We start from the raw sequence: 19,336 nt of genomic DNA, 5'->3' as shown, positions 1-19,336 counted from the left end.
TTGAATTTTATTTCAATTTGAAATCGTTTACAAATAAAATATTGTTTTAAAATATTCCCCTTGCTATACTGTCCGTATTGAAAAGAATTCCAGTCACGGTTTGACTAAAGGAGGACATACATCATGAAAAAAATCGGACAGTTCACGTTAACAGCAGGACTCGCAGCAGTACTTGTCTCAAGTAGTTTGCCTGTCATGGCAGAGGCAGGGTCTTCAGCCGATCGGATCAGTCAAAAAATCGTCACGATGACACTCGAACAAAAAATCGGACAAATGATCATGCCCGACTTCCGGCAGTGGAATGGTAGCAATCATACGTCGCTTGCCCCAGAAGTCGCGAACATCATCGACCGCTATGATTTAGGTGGCGTCATCTTGTTTGCTGAGAACGTCAGCGAAACCGAACAGACGACAAAACTCGTCCATGATCTGCAAGAAGTCGTCAAACAGGACGTCAGCAACGATATTCCGCTCTTCGTCACGATCGACCAAGAAGGGGGCATCGTCACTCGGCTCGGAACAGGGACGAACTTACCTGGCAACATGGCGTTAGGAGCGACCCGCAGCAGTACATATGCGAGTGATGCCGGTCACATCATCGGTTCCGAACTGCGTGCGCTCGGTATCAATGTTAACTTCGGTCCAGATCTTGATGTCAACAGCAATCCTGGAAATCCCGTCATCGGTGTCCGCTCGTTCTCGAGTGATCCGGAGCTCGTCGGAACGCTCGGTTCCGCTTTGATGAAGGGAATTCAGGATGAAGGCGTTGCGGCGACCGCCAAGCACTTCCCGGGTCACGGCGATACGGCGACCGATTCCCATTATGGCTTGCCGATCGTTGACCGATCCCTGCAGGAGCTAGAACAAGTCGAGCTCGTTCCATTCAAACGAGCCATTGCTGAAGATATCGATATGATCATGACGGGACACATCGGAATGCCACAAATCGAACCTGAAGTCGTCACGTCGAAAAGCGGTACCTTCCCTTTACCTGCTACGTTGTCGGATGACGTCATCACCGGTGTGCTACGCGAAAAACTCGGTTACGATGGCATCGTCATCACGGACGCGTTGAACATGCAGGCGATCGTTGATAACTTCACGGAATCAGAAGCCGTCTTAAAGACGTTTGACGCCGGTGTCGACATCGCGCTCATGCCGACGATTCTTCGTTCCGAGCAAGATGTCGAAAAGCTCGACCAGATTTTCAAGGACGTGATTGCGGCGGTCAAAGACGGTCGCCTTTCAGAGGAACGGATCGATCAGTCGGTTGAACGGATTCTGACGCTGAAGGCAGAGCGCGGAATTTGGAACGGTACGACTGACACGACATCACTAGCTGAAAAAATCGCGCAAGCGAACCAAATCGTCGGTAGTCCAGAGCATAAAGCAAAAGAACGTGCGATGACGGAAGCCGCCGTCACACTCGTGAAAAATGATCAGCGGACATTACCATTCAAACCGAAAAAGAATGCCAACGTCCTTGTGATCGCCCCTGCGGCGGATCAGACGGACAGCATGAAAAAGACGATTGCTTCCCTACCGAAGAATCGGAACTGGCGTGTGACGACAGCGAATTACTCGGCTACTACGCTACCGCTCGACCAAAACCCGACACTACGGGCACAAATTGATGTAGCAGATTACATCATCGTCGGCTCAAACGTCAATACGAGTGCTAAACTACTGCCTACCTCACCAGAACAAGCGATTCCGGCTTCGATCTTCCGCTATGCGAAACAAACAGACACACCATCCGTCCTACTCAGTCTCCGTAATCCATATGATGTCGCCGTTCAACCGGATGCACCGGCACACGTCCTCGTCTATGGTTTTAAAGGGGATCCGAACGGTCCAGACTCTGAAGCAGGCAATCTGAAATCAGCGGGACCGAACCTTCCGGCAGGTATCCGAGCGATCTTCGGAACGTTCAAACCGCAAGGCACTTTACCCGTTGATGTACCAGTCTTTCAGAACGGTGTCTTTACCGATCAACTGCATCTTAAATTCGGTGACGGCTTTAAAAACTGGAAGAAATGATGACGTGATACACCAAAAGACCGAAGCTCCTTAAAGGATGCCTCGGTCTTTTAATGATGGATATGCAGATTCGGCTTCTGCTTTCGCACGCTCGTAGACACGATGAAGTGAATAAGTCAACGAAGCGTAGAGGACGACGACCAGGACAGTCGCGATAGTTCTCCCCGTTGTAAAACCGAACTGAAGCAACCCCTGAAAATTCTGAATCGTAGCATATGTTCCGTACACCGCCATCAAGATGGGAATGATGTACCCAACAAATCTCACTTTTACTTTTCCGAGCACCTGTTGCACGACATAGGCCGCGAGGATCACGAGTGCGATGACGATGATTTCCATTCCAATCCCTACTTTCGCTAGATGGTATTCCTAATTCTACCATCTAGCGATTCAAGAAGATACTGCTCGTGCCGGAATCGTTTCGTAAACCGACGCAAACGTCTCTTCCGTCCACCCCATATGCCAGAAGAGTAACTCATAGTAACAACTCGTCACGAAATGACGTTTCATCCGCTCGCGTTCCGTCGGGCTCGCTTGCTCCGCCAGCGCATCAAGCCTTGCAATCTGTTCAAGGACGACCTTTTCAAACCATTCCGAGCTATACGTGTCGATCCATTGCTGATAGATTTTTTCTTCCGGTGTACATGTCAGTAATTGTTGCCCGACTTCGTAATACAACCAGTAACATGGCAAGATGGCAGCAATCGTCTCACCGAGTGTCCCTTCGCTTGCATGATGCATGTGCGAGACGTACGCATATGCTGTCGGTGCCGGTTCGAATGCTTCAAGGTCTGCTGCCGTAATACCGAGCGGCTCAAAAAATGATTGATGTAAACTTAGTTCTGCCTCGTAAGTTGAAGTCGCGTGCTCGGCAAGCGTCGCGATTGTCGCGAAGTCGTCTGCTTTTGACGCTGCTCTCGCCTGTATCTTCGCAAAGTGTTTTAAGTAGTAGGCATCTTGCATGACGTAATGCCGGAATTTCGAGAGCGGTAACGTCCCCTCTCCGATTCCTTGAACGAATGGGTGCGTAAAACTACTATCCCAATACGCTTGTGCCGCTTGTTTGATTTCTTGTGTAAATGTCATGATCTCATCCTCCTCGTTTGGTATGAAACGAAAAAACACCACCCCGAAACACACGGGCATGGCGCAAGAAGAACAAGACTTGACGCCACTTCCCTCCGTAAGTACGAACTTAATCAGGTTCAAAGGGTCCGAACGTCTTCGTTCGTCTCAGTCAGCCTACTGACTCCCCTAGTGGTCATTATTCGATTCAAATTCACTATAGCATGCTGAAAACGGAAGTCAAGTTGTCCCCTTTTCGCTATACTATGGAGTGTCAGAAGACGGATGCCGTCTCCATCTGCAGACCGATTCCGAACAGACATCGTTCCCGTACACTAACTTTAGTACCTGATACTATAATTCATTCTGTTACTTACAATTGGAGGACTTCATTATGCATACACCAACAAAAATCATGGCATCAGCCGTTATCGCTTCTGCTCTTTTACTTCCGACAGCCGCATCTGCCGAACAAGTCGTCGATCAGACGATCATCACACTCGGGGAGTCGCTCGGGGCAAAGGATAAAGCATGGGTGCTTTCCCGTCTCAATGCACCGGAAGGCATCACGCCGATCATCGCAACTTCTGCAGACGAAGAAAAATATCTCGGGAAAAACATTCCACAGTCGCAAAAAGGTGGCAATATGTATTCGTCGGCTAAGATCGAACTGACGGAAAAAGGCGATGGACTCTCCGTCTCGACGGAGAATATCACATGGGTGACAAAGGATATGTATCTCAACGCTCTCGTCACAGCAGGTGTCAAAGATGCCGACATCACGATCACTTCTCCCTACAAGGTCACCGGGACATCGGCCCTGACGGGAATTATGAAAGCGTACGATCAAACTTCTGCCGAGACCGGAATTAAGTTAAGTGACGAACGCAAGGATCTAGCACAGCAAGAATTATCAGTCACATCAGACGTCGGGAAAACGGTCGGCACGGATAAGGTCGCTGACTTGATGAATGAGATCAAGGCTGAGATCGCCAATCAAAAACCGGAAACCAAAGTCGAGATCGAAAACCTGATCGTCCAAGTCATTCAAAATAACAATATCCAGTTGTCTGACGCACAAATGGACCGGTTGACGAATCTGTTCAATCAAATGGAGCAAGCGAACATCAACTGGGGACAAATCGAGAGTGGATTGAAAAATGCGGGACAAGACATCCACGCGTTCGCAACCTCAGAAGAGACAAAAGGATTCTTCGCTAAATTATTCGATGGGTTAAGTGACTTCTTCAGCTCGATTGCTGGCGTGTTCAAATAATTCAGACTTCCGCAACTGAAAAAATAGTAGTAGACTAGATGTATCTGAAACGAAAGGTGGTGTGAAAAGATGGACTTTGCCGCGTGCAAACACTGGTTGATGGAACAATTGTATCTGTTGCGCGCGATTTTTCATGGAATGGCGTTCTAAGGCACCCGTCTGTCCTTTTTTAGAACTTCATGAATGAAAAATACAGCAAAGCGCATCTTTCACACGTTAGGGAGAGTGCTGTTTGCGCTCTCCTTTTTTTGATGCGCGCGAAAGGAACAATTGATTATGATGATTTGCGACATTCAACACCTGACTAAACAATTCGGAGGCGAGACGATCTTAGCGGACGTTTCCCTCTTCTTAAACGAACACGACCGCGTCGGTCTGATTGGACGAAACGGGAGTGGCAAAACGACATTACTCCGCTTGCTTGCTCGCCTCGAGCAACCGGACGGTGGTGTCATCTATCAAAAGAGCGGTTTGACGATCGGCTACTTGGAACAACTTCCTGTTTATAGTGAGACGATGACCGGACTCGACGTCCTTTGGACAGCGTTTGCAGACATTCTCGCGATTCGTTCTCGGATGCAACAGTTGGAGCAAATGATGGCGACAGCACCAGATGATCTCGATGCACTACTCGTGCGATATGCGGAAGCGACGAATGCGTTCGAACAAAAGGATGGCTACCTGCTCGACTCGAAGATTGAGCGCATGGTGAACGGATTACACTTACGTCCGTTACTCACGCGTCCTTTCCACCAGTTGAGCGGTGGTGAACAGACGAAGATTTGTCTCGGTCGCATGTTACTCATGGAACCAAATCTGCTCATTCTTGACGAACCGACGAACCATCTCGATTTGGCTGCCGTTGAATGGCTTGAGCAGTTCTTGCGGGACTACACAGGGACCATCCTGCTCGTCTCTCACGACCGGGTCTTCTTGGACGCCGTCGTCACTTCGATCGTTGAGCTCGAAGATGGTGAACTGACAGCCTATATAGGGAACTACAGCGCGTTCGTCGTCGAGAGAGAACGCCGTCTGCTCGAACAGTTCCATGCCTATCAAGAACAACAGAAAAAAATCAAAAAGATGAAGGAAGCGATTCGTCGTCTTCGGCAATGGGCAAACGAAGCGTCTCCACCGAGTGAGAAATTATTCCGTAAAGCGAAATCGATGGAGCGGGCACTCGAGCGGATCGAGCGGATTAAACGACCACAACTCGAAGCCAAAACCGCTGATGTCTCCTTCTCCTCCACCGATCACACGAGCCAAGTCGTCTTTCGCGCTGAAGAGCTCTCGTTTGCTTATGGAACCCGTCCTATTTTTGATGGCGTCTCGTTCGAAGTCATGGCACAGGATCGTATCGCGATCGTCGGAACGAATGGGAGCGGGAAATCGACGTTGCTCTCACTGTTGCTTGACGAATTATCACCGGACGCGGGCACACTCACGCGTGGACTATCAAATCATGTCGGTTACTTGTCCCAGCATGCCCATTTCGAGGAGGACGCGCGGTTAATCGACTGGTTTAGACAACGAATTGCCGTTCCGGAAGCAGAGGCACGCCATATCCTTGCCCGGTTCCTATTCTTTGGACCGACTGTATTCCGGTCCATTTTGTCACTGAGCGGAGGCGAACGTGTACGATTGCAACTCGCCGTCCTCGTTCATTCGTCGATCAATGTCTTAATTCTCGACGAGCCGACGAACCATCTCGATATTGAATCCAGAGAGACGCTTGAAGAAGCACTCGAGAATTTTTCTGGTACATTGATTGCCGTCTCACACGACCGCTATTTCTTGAATCGTCTTTTCTCGCAGATCCTGTGGCTCGAAAATGGTCTGACACGCTATCATGGTTCGTATACGTACGCCCAACAGAAGCGTACCGAGTTCGCTACGGCTTCCTCACTCCACGTACCCCCTCGAAAACCAAAGCGCTTGTCGCAACACGAGCTGGAAGTGCAGATTGAGCGACTTGAACAGAAATTAGCAAAACGTGAAAAATCGACTGATACCATTTCTAAAAGCATCCAACAGCAACTCGATGACCTATACGAACAGTTGCTACAATATGGATGATTTAGCTTTCCTTGACTGTCACTCTCGATACCGAGAGCGACAGTTTTTTCGTTCACCTACAAAGTTTTTAACTCCTAAAATTTAGCTAACTTTATTAAGTTTTAAAATTTAATTTTATTTTGTTGTTGCTTATTGTCTGAAAATTCGTATAATTTAGCGTATAGCTTTTATTATTCTTTGGGAGGAATACACCATCATGAACGCCATTCAGCAAGTCATTCAAGGAAGTGTCGATTACGCCAATAACATTTTATGGTCGTATGTATTAATTGCCGTATTGATCGGCGGCGGGATCTACTTCACGATCCGAACTGGCTTCATCCAATTCACTTACTTAAAAGAGATGTTCCGCGTCACGCTCGATAAAAGTGAACAAACAACGGATGATACAGGAGAAAGCATCACTTCCCTCCAATCATTCTTCATCGGGGCTGCGACACGGATCGGTACGGGTAACCTTGCCGGTGTTACGATTGCCGTCACACTTGGTGGACCAGGTGCCGTCTTCTGGATGTGGATGGTCGCGTTACTCGGAGGTGCGACAGCGCTTATCGAGAGTACACTCGCTCAAGTCTACAAAGTGCGGGATACAAAATCGAACGCATACCGTGGTGGTCCTGCCTACTACATCGAAAAAGGCTTAAAGAATCGTGCTCTTGGAATCGTCTTCGCAATCTTGATTGCCGTTACATTCGGACTCATCTTCAACTCCGTTCAATCGAATACGATTGCTGCTGCCTTTGATAATGCGTTTGGCATCAATACAGCTGTCGTCGGTGGTGTGCTCGTCGTCTTGACAGGACTCGTCATCTTTGGTGGTGTCCACCGTGTCGCGAAGTTCTCTGCGATCGTTGTTCCCATCATGGCAGGACTTTACTTGATTGCTGCTCTTTATGTCGTCGTTACGAACCTCACTGAGCTACCTGGTGTCTTCGCAATGATCTTCAAAAGTGCCTTCGGAATCGAACAAGCAGTCGGTGGATCAGTTGGTGCTGCGATCTCACTCGGTGTCAAACGTGGATTGTTCTCGAACGAAGCCGGGATGGGATCTGCTCCGAACGCCGCTGCTGCTGCTGAAGTCTCGCACCCAGCCAAGCAAGGTTTCTTGCAGACACTTGGCGTATTCCTTGATACATTGATTGTTTGTACAGCGACAGCAACGATCATTCTCCTCAGTGACAGTTATGCTGCTGGTAACGGCGAAGGGATCGGCATGTTGCAAAACGCACTTTCTGAGGAATTTGGTGCGATTGCTCCACCATTCATCGCACTCAGTGTCTTCTTGTTCGCCTTCAGTTCAATTGTCGGTAGTTACTACTACGGTGAAACGAACATCGAGTTCATTAAACAAAGTCCGGCTGCCGTCTTCGGTTTCCGTCTTGCGACGATGGGCTTCGTCTTCATCGGATCGGTTCTCAGCCTCGGTATGGTATGGAGCTTTGCCGACCTCTTCATGGCAGGCATGACATTGATCAACATGACGGCAATCCTTCTCTTGAGCGGCATTGCCCTCAAGGTCATCAAAGACTACCAGGAACAACGCAAACAAGGACTTGATCCTGTCTTCTCAGCAAAAGCACTCGGCATCGAAAATACAGAGTGCTGGGATGTTGAAGAAGAAGCACGTCCTGCGGCTGGTGAAGTGCCACCATCACAATAATTTATCTTTGAGTTTAAACTATAGCACCGAGTAAGCCATGCGCTTACTCGGTGTTTTTATTTGTCAAAAAAATTTGGATTATGTTTTCATCGGACAGGGAAAAAGTCAACAGATTGTCCTGAAGGAGGAATTCATCTTGTCTCAAGTCATGCTCATCATCAACCCGTCTTCCGGTAAAGAACTCGGAAAAAAACACGCAACGCTCGCTGAAGAAACGCTTGCTACTCGTTTTGAAACCGTCGACGTTCGGTTCACGGAAAAAGAACACGATGCGACGGAATTCGCGCGTCATGCTGCCCAGTCTAATTATGACGCCGTCATTGCCATGGGAGGTGACGGAACAGTCAATGAAGTCATCACCGGAATCGCGGAGCAACCACATCGCCCAACACTCGGGATCGTCCCACTCGGAACGGTCAATGACTTATCGCGCGCTCTACACATCCCGACTGATCCGGAAGAGGCGATTCAGATCTTAGCTGATGCCCCTGCCCGACCGCTCGATATCGGTAAATATGATGACCATTACTTCATGAACGTCATCGCTGTTGGTCTGATTGCAGAAGCCGTCGAGGAGGTCAGTGTCGAACAAAAAACGTCACTCGGATCGGTTGCCTATTTCATAGAAGGTCTGAAAGCCTTCAAGGATCATAGCCCGTATCCGATCGAAATCGATTCCGCTGAAAAACAATTCGATGGGGAGGCACATTTGTTAATCATCGCTTTGACGAATTCAGTTGGCGGATTCGAATCGTTTGCGGAAGACGCAAGAGTCGATGATGGACTTCTGCACGGTTTCATCATTACGAAGCTCGGATTTTTTGATGCGCTTCAAGCATTACCTAAACTCATCACAGGTGGGTTATCAAAGGCCGATCAAATCGAACACTTCACGACGACACGTGTTGAAATTCGCTCGAAAGAGGAATTGCCGATCAATGCCGATGGAGATACAGCAGGTCACGTTCCCGTGACTGTCGAAGTACTCCCGCAACATTTGACTGTGTTTTCACCCTCTTCTGCTGAATAACAGTATAGGTTCATAGTAAAAAAGAACTGACTCTCCGTCAGTTCTTTTTTACTTATTAATCCATTACAATATATGTTAACAAAGCGTAATTTTGAAACATATTTGAAATATTTTCGTGTTATTGACGATGCTATAATCATCTCAGGCGAAAAATCATTCTTTTAAATAAATAAATATACATAAAATCTTACAATTTTGTAATGATCAGTTCTGTCGCTTCAGATTTTTAAGGAGGAAAAACACTCAATGAAACGTTTACTTACAACAATGACAATGACAGCTTTGGTAGTTTCAGGTTTTGCTACAACGAGTGCTTCGAAAGTTGAAGCTGCAACGACATATAAAGTAAAGGTCATGGCAGACGGACTTCGTGTTCGTACAGGTCCATCAACGGCTTACAAAATCGTAGGTAGCGTCAATACAGGACAGACATTCAATTATCTCGGTGTTTCCGGTTCATGGACAAAAATTTCATACGGTGGCGCATCACGCTATGTTTCTTCTACATATGTTAAAAAATACAGCACAACGACTTCAACAAAAGCAACAACTGGATTCTCGCGTCCAGCAAGTGGCCCGATCACACAAGGATATGGTGCTGCGAGTGGCATTTACGGTTACACGTTCCATAACGGTATCGATATCGGCGCTCCAACAGGTACACCTGTCTATGCATCAGCCGCTGGTAAAGTCATCACGTCTCGTTATTACGGCGCGTATGGCAATCATGTCATGATGACACATACTGTTAACGGCATTCAATATACGACGGTGTATGCACACTTGAACAGTCGCTCTGTCGCAGTCGGACAAACGATTGCAAAAGGATCGAAAATCGGTACGATTGGTGCAACAGGTAACGCGTTCGGTGCGCATCTTCACTTCGAAATGCATCGCGGTCCTTACGTCTACAGCGGAACATCTGCTGCAAACAGTGTTAATCCACTCAATTACTTCAACTAAGCTTGATTCACCGGACTTCTCCCCATGAGAAGTCCGGTTTTGTGTTTCAGATGAAATCTCCTGACAGGAGTGGTACGGTATGATTATGAGTCTAATCCACAACGGAGGCGAAACCCATGAAACGAACGATCCCCCTTCTTTTATCAGCGACGTTTGGTGTGGCGTTACTTGCCGGATGTCAAGATCAACCGACACCAGAAGAACGTCTTGATGCCTACATCAAACTTTGGGAAAAACAAGATTACGATAAGATGTATACGTACGCGAGTACGGCTACTAAAAAAGAATATGGTAAAAAAGAATTCATCGACCGGACAAAACAATTGTCGAAAACGCTTGATATCAAAAAGTTATCCGTCGAACGGAAGAAAGCGAAGGAAGCAACGGATGAAGAAAAAGCGTCTCTTCCCGTGCGGATCTCTTTCGATACGGTTGCAGGAGCCGTTGCTTATGATAAACAAGTTCCGTTAACATTCGAGAAACAAGGAGAAACAGAAAACTGGTTCATTGACTGGGACTCTTCGTTTGTTTTAAAAGACTTTAAGAAAGAAGACAAGGTTCAGTTACAAACCGTTGAAGGGAAACGCGGTGATTTACTCGACGCGAACGATAAACCGCTCGCGACCTCCGGTAAAGGGTATGCTGTCGGAGCAACTGCAGGACAACTTAAAGATGTCGCACAAGTTGCCGAATTGCTCGACCGCCCTACCTCATCGGTCGAAGATTCCTTAAAAGCAAGTTGGGTCAAGGACGGACAATTCGTTCCGCTCAAAACACTGACCGATGAAACAACGGTATCGAAATTGCGTGACATTGCAGGTATCAGCATCAAAGAGACGGAAGTCCGAACATATCCACTCGGAAAGGCCGCTTCACACTTGATCGGTTATATCGGCTCTGCGACAGCAGACGAGATTAAAGAATCGAAAAATAAAATCCAAGCTGGCGAACAGATCGGGAAACGGGGTCTCGAACAAGTCCTTGATGATCGCTTACGCGGTAAAGCCGGAGCTTCGATCATTCTACAAAAGAAAGACGGATCAAGCGTCACCGTCGCTGAAACGAAACCGACGGATGGTGAGGATATCCCGTTGACGATTGATGCTACGCTCCAGAAAAAAACATATGACACGATGAAAGAGGATCCAGGAACGGCATCGGCAATCGATCCGCGGACTGGTGAGACGCGTGTCTTACTCAGCTCCCCAGGCTTTGATCCTTCTGAGTTCATATCAGGTATCTCGCAAGCAAGACTCGATGAACTGACTCAGGATAAGGATCAACCGTTGTTGAACCGATTCACGAGTGCCTTTGCACCCGGTTCGACTCAAAAACCACTGACGGCCGCGGTTGGCTTAAAGAGTGGAACACTCGACCCGGAAAAATCCTATACGATCAATGGACTGAAAAATAAGATCGATGGTTTTAACGTCACACGGATTCACGAGACGCCAGCACCCGTTAATCTGCACAATGCGCTCGTTTATTCCGATAACATCTACTTCGCCCGTTCCACACTCGAACAGGTTGGAACGAAGGCGTTCACGTCTGGACTTGAAGCACTCGGATACGGAGAGAAGCTACCGTTTACGTATCCGTTACGCGCTTCTCAAATCTCAAACGACGGGACGATTGCTTCAGATGGACAGCTGATGGATACGTCGTATGGACAAGGACAGATGCTGACAAACATTCTCCACCTAGCGTCGATGTATGAAATTTTCCTAACTGACGGAACGATTTATCGTCCGACCCTTTTACAAGAGGAAAAAACGAAGCAAGTCTTCAAAAAAGATCTGCTAGATGCGAATGACGCGAAGATGATTCGCGATGATCTCTATGACGTCGTCCATAACGGCTACACACTTCCGGCTGACATCAAGGAAGTCGACGTTGCCGGTAAGACCGGCACGGCAGAATTGAAAAAGGCAGGCGAAACCGATGGAAAAGAGAACGGCTTCTTCGTCGGTTACGACAACGACAAAAAAGATCTTCTCGTTGCCATCATGATTGAATCGGTCGAAAAAGAAGATCGCGGTAGTCCGTATGTTTCTGGACTCGTCGCCGAAGTACTCAAACAAAATCGATGATTGGAGTGATCTCGTAATGATCCGCATGAGCCATGATTCAGACCTCCCTGCCCTGCTTACACTGACGGCTGAGACATTCCTGCATCATCAGCGATTGTCGCCTCACTTTCATCCAGATGTAACGACACCGTACACGCTGGAGTCTTTAAGTCAGATGGTGGAAGCAGAACAACAACTCTGTCTGACAGCGCTTGACGGAGAAACACTCGTTGGTTACTTGTTCGGCAAGTGGACTGCGCCAGCATCCGATCGATTTACACCAGTCCGGATCTTAAACATCACTGACGTCGGTGTCACCTCATCCCATCGTTCGTCGGGAATCGGTCGCCAGTTGATGCAGGTTGCAGAAGAACTGGCACTCGCGCGAGGTGTCGATGCGGTTCGCTTAAACGTTTGGGCGGTCAACGACCGGGCTGCAACGTTTTATGAGGAACTCGGATTCGAGCCACTGTATACGAGTTTGCAAAAGCCACTCACTCAAAAATGATATTAAATTAGACACCAAAGAGCGGATGATCAAGTGATCATCCGCTCTTTTTATTAATGTGAAGGAGTCGTCGCAAGGCGTGCTGCCATCAACTGTTGAATCGTTTCTCGATCATTCTGATGGAGTAAGTCGACGATCTTACTACCGACGATGACACCCGAGACTGGGCGACTCAATTGTTTGACATGTTCCGGTGTACTGATTCCGAATCCGGCAAGGACCGGTACTGGACTGTTTGCTGCGACGTTTGCTAAGTGGTCTTCGAGCGCCGTATCAAACGTCGTCTGTCCGCCTGTCGTTCCGTTGACCGTGACCGCATAGAGGAAGCCTTCACTTTTATCGGCAATCTTTTGGATCCGCTCCATCGGACTCGTCAAGGAGACGAGTTGAACGAGCGCGATGTCCGATTTGTCTTCTTGTTCGAAAAACTGTTCGCTCTGCTCAAGCGGCAAATCAGGAATGATTAGTCCGTCGACCCCGACTTCGCGGCATGTCGCTAGAAACGCTGTTAATCCGTAGCGGAAAATTGGATTCAGGTACGTCATCAAAACGACCGGAACATCGACGGTCTGACGGGCAACGCGAACTGCCTCAAGGACATCCTTCAGTCCGACGTTCGCTTCTAGCGCACGGAGTCCTGCTTCTTGAATGACCGGACCGTCAGCGACGGGATCCGAAAACGGGACACCAACTTCAATCGCTGTCGCGCCGGATTCAGCGAGAAACGAAAGGATTTCCGGGAGTTGATCAATTCCTCCATCTCCCCCCATCACGTACGGGATGAAGGCTTTCTCCCCTTTGCTCGTAACGGTACGAATGGCTGTTTCTAATCGCATCATGCTTCCCCCTTTAGTGCGTTTCTGACAGTGACGACGTCTTTGTCGCCGCGTCCTGATAGGCAGATGACGAGAATCTCTTCTTTGTCCATCTCTGCCGCGAGTTGAGTCGCATAGGCAATGGCGTGCGCCGACTCAAGTGCCGGGATGATTCCCTCCTTACGGCTCAACAACTGAAGTGCTTCCAGTGCTTGTTCATCGGTCACCGCTTCATACTGAACACGACCAATATCTTTTAGCAAACTATGCTCCGGACCTACACCCGGATAATCGAGTCCAGCTGAGATCGAGTGCGCTTCTTGTACTTGACCATGTGCATCCTGTAAGAGATACATCATCGAGCCGTGCAAGACACCGACCTCTCCTTTTGTCATCGTCGCTGCGTGTTTCTCTGTGTCAATCCCGCTACCCGCTGCTTCGATTCCGTATAATTTTACATCTGTATCATCGATGAACGGATGGAACATGCCGATCGCATTACTGCCACCGCCGACACAAGCGACGATCGCCTCCGGCAGACGCCCTTCTTTTTCGATGATTTGGCGTCGTGTCTCTTTTCCGATGACCGCTTGGAAATCACGGACGAGTTGCGGGAATGGGTGTGGTCCGAGAACAGAACCCATCAAGTAGTGCGTGTCCTCGACATGTTTGACCCAGTAACGGAGTGCTTCATTGACGGCATCTTTGAGTGTCCGACTCCCTTGAGTGACCGGGATGACGGTTGCTCCGAGTAACTCCATCCGGAAGACGTTCAACTCTTGACGACGGACGTCCTCTTCGCCCATGAAGATGACACACTCGAGGTCGAGTAAGGCACAGACCGTCGCTGTCGCGACACCGTGTTGTCCTGCCCCTGTCTCAGCAACGATTTTTCGTTTCCCCATCCGTTCAGCCAGTAACGCTTGACCGATCGTATTGTTGATTTTATGGGCACCGGTATGGTTCAAGTCTTCTCGTTTCAAATAGATCTTTGCGCCACCGATCGTTTGCGTCAAATGTTCGGCAAAATAAAGTGGTGTTTCACGTCCGACGTATTCTTTCAGCAATTCGTCCATCCGTGCTTGAAACGCTGGATCTTCTTTTACCGTTGCATATGCTTCTTCGAGTTCGATTACCGCGTGCATCAATGTTTCCGGGATGTAGCGTCCTCCGTATTTACCATATTGTCCGAGTGTATCCGGTTGTGCGTAGCTCATGCTTCTCTCTCCTTTACGGCATCTGCGAATGCCTGCATTTTGATGGAATCTTTCCGTCCATCCGTCTCGATGCCACTTGAGACATCGACGGCGAACGGGTGATATCGTTTGATTGCTTCTCCTACGTTGTCAGCTGTCAAGCCACCGGCAATGAACAGTGGACGTTCTGCTTGAATATCTCGTGACCAGTCGAATGTCTCGCCACTTCCAGCAACCGGTGCGTCGACGAGTAAATAATCCGTCTGTTGTTCTACTTTTGCGATATCCGTCACCGGAATCGCTTGAATGGTCGGAACCGGTATCTTGCCGTCCGGGATCGTCCCATGAATTTGAACGAGATCCAGTTCGACCTGTTCGACCGCATCAATCACCTGTTGATAGGTCGGGGAGACGAAGACACCGACGACCTGGACTGTACTTGGAATATCGCGTCTAAGACGTGCTGCCTCTTCCAGCGTGACCTGTCGTTTACTTTTAGCAAAGACGAAGCCGATGTAGTCCGCTAAGCGAACTGCTGCTTCGACATGTTCTCTTTCCCGGAGACCACAGAACTTAATCCGTGTCATACGCGCACGCCACTCACTTCTCGGATGAAGACTTGTGGATCGTCTGCCCGCATCAATGTCTCGCCGACGAGAATTCCGTCTGCACCGGCAGCATGTAATCGCTGTGCTTCCTCGACCGTCTTGATGCCACTCTCACTGATGTACCGGACGTCCGGTTGTTTCTGTTCGAGTAATCCAATCGATGTCTGTAAATCAACTTCGAACTTTTTCAAGTTGCGGTTGTTGATGCCGATGATTTGCGCACCGATCGCCTCTGCTCGGCGTAATTCCTCTTCGTCATGGACTTCGACTAAAACCTCAAGTCCTTCCGCGTAAGCATACGCATACAAGTCAGCAAGCGTCTCTTGTTCGAGAGCGGCGACGATCAAGAGAATCAACCGTGCTCCATGTGCTTTTGCGCGGTCAATCTGAATCCGGTCGATCATGAAATCCTTACAAAGCACCGGGATGTCGACTGCTGCAGCGACTGCCGCTAAATCATCCATCGATCCTTTGAAGTATGTCTCGTCCGTCAAGACGGAGATGACGGTCGCCCCACTCGCTTCATATTGTTTCGCCTGAGCGACGACATCGACGTCAAGTGCGATTGCCCCTTTTGATGGCGACGCTCGTTTGATTTCCGCGATGACGGATAACTCCGCTCCCGATAGTCGTTGCTTAATCGACGGCTTCAATGCCTCCCGGTCGATCCGTTCGACGCCAGTTAATTTCAATTGTAGGACTTCTGTCCGTTTCGTTTTGATGATGCGATCTAAGATATTCATCCGATTGCTTCCTCCCGAGTCATTTGTCGTAATTGATTCAATCGTTCCATCGCTCGTCCTGAGTCGATGCTATCTGCTGCTAAAGCGATTCCTTCTTGAATCGTCTTCGCACGGTTCGCTGCAAAGAGGGCAATTCCAGCATTGAGCAGGACCGTGTCACGATAAGCACCATGCTCACCACCAAGGACTTGCAGTAAAATGGCCGCATTTTCTTGTGCACTACCTCCGCGAATCGCTTCAAGCGGTGCGGTCTTCAGTCCGACTTCCTCCGGATGAAGACTGAAGCGGATTAGTTCACCTTCGTCGAGTAAGACGAGTTGGTTCGTTCCGGCAAGGGACGCTTCATCCATTCCGTTCGCACCGTGCAAGACGATTGCCCGCTTCCGACCGAGTCGATGTAAAGTCAATGCCATCGTCTCGAGCATATCCTCGCGGTAAATTCCTAATAGTTGTGTCTTGAGCGGAACTGGGTTCGTCAATGGACCGATCAAGTTAAAGATTGTCGGAATCCGCAAATCGCGTCGGACCTTCATGATTTGCTTGACACGTGGATGCATCCGTTGCGCAAACAAGAAGGCGATTCCGTTTGACTCGAGCTGTTCTGCTAAACGTTCCGGTGTCGTATCGAGCGAAACCCCAAGTGCTTCGAGCACATCAGCGCTGCCCGTTTTACTCGAGACACTCCGGTTCCCGTGTTTTGCGACTTTCATGCCGGCACCTGCTAGAACGAAGGCCGCTGTCGTACTGATGTTGAACGATTGTGAGCCGTCGCCTCCTGTACCGCAGTTATCCATGAACTCACCCGTGACCGGAATGTCGAGGGCGACCTCGCGCATGATCGAAGCGAGACCAGCTAATTCTTCTGCAGTCTCCCCTTTTGCTTTCAATGCAACGAGAAAAGCGGCAATTTCGCTATCGGTCACGTCTTCCGCAAACAGTTCGCGTGCTGCCTGTTGCATCTCTTCATATCGTAAATGTTTTGCTTCCGCTAATTTTAATAACGTCTCTTTCATCGTTTGTCACTCCTTCGTCAATTCAATGAATCGTTTAATCATCTGCTGTCCTTGTGGTGTTCCGACGGATTCCGGATGGAACTGGATTCCGAAGGTTGGATGTGTTTTGTGTTCGAGCGCCATAATCGTTCGGTCATCCGTTTCTGCTGTGATGACGAGCTCCGTCGGTAAGTCGTTTCGAGCGACGATCAGCGAATGATAGCGCATGACTTCTAACGTTTCCGTCATTTCGGCGAAGAGTTGTCCCGATTGTCGAATCATCGATGTCTTCCCGTGCATGATGACCGGTGCTTCGACGACGCTTCCTCCGAATGCTTCGCCGATTGCCTGATGTCCGAGACAGACACCGAGAATCGGTACTTGACCCGATAATTGACGAATCAGATCGATGCAGATGCCAGCGTCAGCCGGGCGACCGGGACCCGGTGAGAGGATGATGCCGTCCGGCTTCATTTCGCGGAGTCCTTCTATGCTGACCGCATCGTTTCGAATGACGTGGACGTCCGTATAAACGGATGCGTATTGGTATAGGTTATAGGTAAAGGAATCATAGTTATCAATCAGGACGATCATTTCCAAACCTCCAGTAGTGATTTCGCTTTGTGTAACGTCTCCTGGTACTCGAGGCGTGGAATCGAGTCGTAGACGATGCCAGCACCTGCTTGCACAGAGGCGACACCATCTTTGATCACCATCGTCCGGATGGCGAGGGCAAAATCCATATTCCCCCGAACATCGAAATAGCCGACAGCCCCGGCATATACTTCTCGTTTCACCTGTTCGTACTGGTCAATCAACTGCATCGCTCGGATTTTCGGAGCTCCCGTGACCGTCCCAGCTGGTAGACAAGAGACGAGTGCGTCTGCTCCGGTCTTTCCGTCTGCTAACGTGCCTTCGACGACGGAGACGAGGTGCATGACGTTCTTGAAGCGCTCGATTTGCATGAAACGTGTCACCTCGACGGTACCAATCTGACAAATCCGACCGAGGTCGTTGCGTCCGAGATCAACGAGCATCCTGTGCTCGGCGCGTTCCTTCTCATCGTGAAGCAACTCCTCTGCCAGCCGTTCGTCCTCCTCTTTCGTCTTCCCCCGGCGGCGTGTGCCGGCAATCGGATTCGTCGTCACGCGATTCCCTTTGACTTGGACCAAACTTTCCGGGGAGGCACCGAGTACGATTGCTTCCCCTAAGTCGATATAGAAGAGATAAGGGCTTGGATTGTCCTTGCGGAGCTTCCGGTAAAACTGGAATGGGTCACCTGAGAACGTCGCATCGAGGCGCTGTGAGAGTACGAGCTGGAAGACGTCGCCTTGGCGGATATGTCTCTTCGCTTGTTCGACGAGTCCTTCAAACGTCTCTTGATCCATCAATGGTTCGTAGACGACATCTCGGAGTGGACGCTCAATATCCGTTCGCTCTCGCGGTTGCTCAAGTTGTACTTTCCGCTCTGCTAGACGTTGACGTAATTCATCACGATCGGTGATGCCACCGAGTGACGTCTGAATCAAATGAACACGATGTTCGAGATGATCGAACAGGATGATTTGGTCGTATACGGCGAGTAGCGCGTCCGGTAGTTGTCTCGTTCGCTCTGGAACCGCTCCGAGTGTTTCATAGGCGCGCATCATGTCGTAACCGACATATCCGATCCCACCTGCTAAAAACGGAAGGTCCTCTTCGACGCCACCTCGGAGGATCATCTGTTGCATCAGCCGTACCGGATCACCCGTTTCCTGCGTCAATTGACCTGTCTTCAACTGTTCCCGTGTCACGGTTTGCCCCTCTGCGCGAATCATCTCCACCGGATCGACACCGATAATTGAATACCGTCCTTGATCCGTATGGGCGGAACTTTCAAGTAAACATTTTTGCGTTCCGCTCAGTTGTTGGAAAATCATGATCGGCGTCATCTCGTCGCCGTTTAATTCAAGTTGTTCGATGATAAGTGTGTCTGTCTGAACCATCCCTGTTCGCCTCCTGGAATATAAAAAAAGTCCTCCACACAGCGTATGCTGCATGGAGGACGATTATCTCGCGGTGCCACCTCTCGATTGGAACGGTTCGACCGTTCCCACTCTGTCTGATGCGTCTACATAAGAGACATCATAGCCTACGATAACGGGGGCATCCGTCGCGACCTACTTCTTCGTTCAGCCACGCTCTCATGAGACCATTCACGAAACCTCGCCGTACGGAAGTCGCACCATTCTTCCGCTCTCTGAAACGCCGATGTTGTCTCGCTACTTAACTCACTCTACGATTTGTTCGATTCGA

17 protein-coding genes, 1 riboswitch and 1 other annotated feature are annotated in these 19,336 nt (G+C 49.2%); of the genes, 8 read left to right on the top strand and 9 right to left on the bottom strand.

Annotated elements, in window-relative coordinates:
- Window positions 1-123 precede the first annotated feature (123 nt).
- On the top strand, window positions 124-2,040 hold the full coding sequence (locus ACZGCQ_RS01450; RefSeq protein ID WP_481265161.1) for a glycoside hydrolase family 3 protein: 1,917 nt from the start codon (window positions 124-126) through the stop codon (window positions 2,038-2,040).
- Between the two features lie 30 nt (window positions 2,041-2,070).
- Here ACZGCQ_RS01450 and ACZGCQ_RS01445 read toward each other — a convergent pair whose 3' ends face one another.
- On the bottom strand, window positions 2,071-2,379 hold the full coding sequence (locus ACZGCQ_RS01445; protein ID WP_481265160.1) for a hypothetical protein: 309 nt from the start codon (window positions 2,377-2,379) through the stop codon (window positions 2,071-2,073).
- 51 nt (window positions 2,380-2,430) lie between these two features.
- Window positions 2,431-3,126 carry a thiaminase II gene (gene tenA, locus ACZGCQ_RS01440; protein WP_481265159.1) on the bottom strand — a complete coding sequence of 232 codons (696 nt, stop codon included), beginning with the start codon at window positions 3,124-3,126 and terminating at the stop codon, window positions 2,431-2,433.
- A gap of 73 nt (window positions 3,127-3,199) precedes the next feature.
- Window positions 3,200-3,306: riboswitch (TPP riboswitch) on the bottom strand.
- A gap of 193 nt (window positions 3,307-3,499) precedes the next feature.
- On the opposite strand from tenA, the gene ACZGCQ_RS01435 reads away from it, so the two are divergent.
- The 7 genes from ACZGCQ_RS01435 to ACZGCQ_RS01405 all read left to right on the top strand — a co-directional run bounded on the left by ACZGCQ_RS01435 (window position 3,500) and on the right by ACZGCQ_RS01405 (window position 12,687).
- Complete coding sequence (locus ACZGCQ_RS01435; protein ID WP_481265158.1) at window positions 3,500-4,381, top strand: DUF1002 domain-containing protein; 882 nt, start codon at window positions 3,500-3,502, stop codon at window positions 4,379-4,381.
- 279 nt (window positions 4,382-4,660) lie between these two features.
- Window positions 4,661-6,457 (top strand): ribosomal protection-like ABC-F family protein, encoded by a 1,797-nt coding sequence (gene abc-f / locus ACZGCQ_RS01430; protein WP_481265157.1) that lies wholly within the window; start codon window positions 4,661-4,663, stop codon window positions 6,455-6,457.
- A gap of 196 nt (window positions 6,458-6,653) precedes the next feature.
- On the top strand, window positions 6,654-8,117 hold the full coding sequence (locus ACZGCQ_RS01425; protein WP_481265156.1) for an alanine/glycine:cation symporter family protein: 1,464 nt from the start codon (window positions 6,654-6,656) through the stop codon (window positions 8,115-8,117).
- Between the two features lie 136 nt (window positions 8,118-8,253).
- Entirely contained in the window at window positions 8,254-9,147 is an 894-nt protein-coding gene (locus ACZGCQ_RS01420) for a diacylglycerol/lipid kinase family protein (protein WP_481265155.1), read from the top strand.
- Window positions 9,148-9,393: 246 nt separating this feature from the next.
- A complete protein-coding gene (locus ACZGCQ_RS01415; protein WP_481265154.1) occupies window positions 9,394-10,110 on the top strand; it encodes a peptidoglycan DD-metalloendopeptidase family protein in 717 nt (238 codons plus the stop codon).
- A 116-nt stretch (window positions 10,111-10,226) separates the two neighbouring features.
- The gene (locus ACZGCQ_RS01410) at window positions 10,227-12,200 is read left to right on the top strand and encodes a penicillin-binding transpeptidase domain-containing protein (RefSeq protein ID WP_481265153.1); all 1,974 of its coding nucleotides are present in this window, start codon (window positions 10,227-10,229) and stop codon (window positions 12,198-12,200) included.
- A 25-nt stretch (window positions 12,201-12,225) separates the two neighbouring features.
- Window positions 12,226-12,687 carry an N-acetyltransferase family protein gene (locus tag ACZGCQ_RS01405; RefSeq protein ID WP_481265152.1) on the top strand — a complete coding sequence of 154 codons (462 nt, stop codon included), beginning with the start codon at window positions 12,226-12,228 and terminating at the stop codon, window positions 12,685-12,687.
- Between the two features lie 53 nt (window positions 12,688-12,740).
- On the opposite strand, the gene trpA is transcribed toward ACZGCQ_RS01405, so the two are convergent.
- The 7 genes from trpA to trpE are packed head-to-tail and all read right to left on the bottom strand — an operon-like array spanning window position 12,741 to window position 19,026.
- Window positions 12,741-13,523 carry a tryptophan synthase subunit alpha gene (gene trpA, locus ACZGCQ_RS01400; protein ID WP_481265151.1) on the bottom strand — a complete coding sequence of 261 codons (783 nt, stop codon included), beginning with the start codon at window positions 13,521-13,523 and terminating at the stop codon, window positions 12,741-12,743.
- On the bottom strand, window positions 13,523-14,719 hold the full coding sequence (gene trpB, locus ACZGCQ_RS01395; protein ID WP_023467602.1) for a tryptophan synthase subunit beta: 1,197 nt from the start codon (window positions 14,717-14,719) through the stop codon (window positions 13,523-13,525). The genes trpA and trpB overlap by 1 nt, the downstream gene beginning before the upstream one ends.
- Window positions 14,716-15,285: a phosphoribosylanthranilate isomerase gene (locus ACZGCQ_RS01390; protein ID WP_481265150.1), complete on the bottom strand. Its 570-nt coding sequence runs from the start codon at window positions 15,283-15,285 to the stop codon at window positions 14,716-14,718. The genes trpB and ACZGCQ_RS01390 overlap by 4 nt, the downstream gene beginning before the upstream one ends.
- The gene (gene trpC, locus ACZGCQ_RS01385; RefSeq protein ID WP_481265149.1) at window positions 15,282-16,049 is read right to left on the bottom strand and encodes an indole-3-glycerol phosphate synthase TrpC; all 768 of its coding nucleotides are present in this window, start codon (window positions 16,047-16,049) and stop codon (window positions 15,282-15,284) included. The genes ACZGCQ_RS01390 and trpC overlap by 4 nt, the downstream gene beginning before the upstream one ends.
- A complete protein-coding gene (trpD, locus tag ACZGCQ_RS01380; RefSeq protein WP_481265148.1) occupies window positions 16,046-17,062 on the bottom strand; it encodes an anthranilate phosphoribosyltransferase in 1,017 nt (338 codons plus the stop codon). The genes trpC and trpD overlap by 4 nt, the downstream gene beginning before the upstream one ends.
- Before the next feature lie 6 nt (window positions 17,063-17,068).
- Window positions 17,069-17,635: an anthranilate synthase component II gene (locus tag ACZGCQ_RS01375; RefSeq protein WP_481265147.1), complete on the bottom strand. Its 567-nt coding sequence runs from the start codon at window positions 17,633-17,635 to the stop codon at window positions 17,069-17,071.
- The gene (trpE, locus tag ACZGCQ_RS01370; protein WP_481265146.1) at window positions 17,632-19,026 is read right to left on the bottom strand and encodes an anthranilate synthase component I; all 1,395 of its coding nucleotides are present in this window, start codon (window positions 19,024-19,026) and stop codon (window positions 17,632-17,634) included. The genes ACZGCQ_RS01375 and trpE overlap by 4 nt, the downstream gene beginning before the upstream one ends.
- A 52-nt stretch (window positions 19,027-19,078) precedes the next feature.
- Window positions 19,079-19,328: a binding site (T-box leader), on the bottom strand.
- Between the last annotated feature and the right edge of the window lie 8 nt (window positions 19,329-19,336).

It is taken from the genome of Exiguobacterium sp. HSB13 (genome assembly GCF_056764755.1).
Note: the sequence above shows the minus strand (reverse complement) of the source record. Positions and strands in the feature narration are given on the sequence as shown.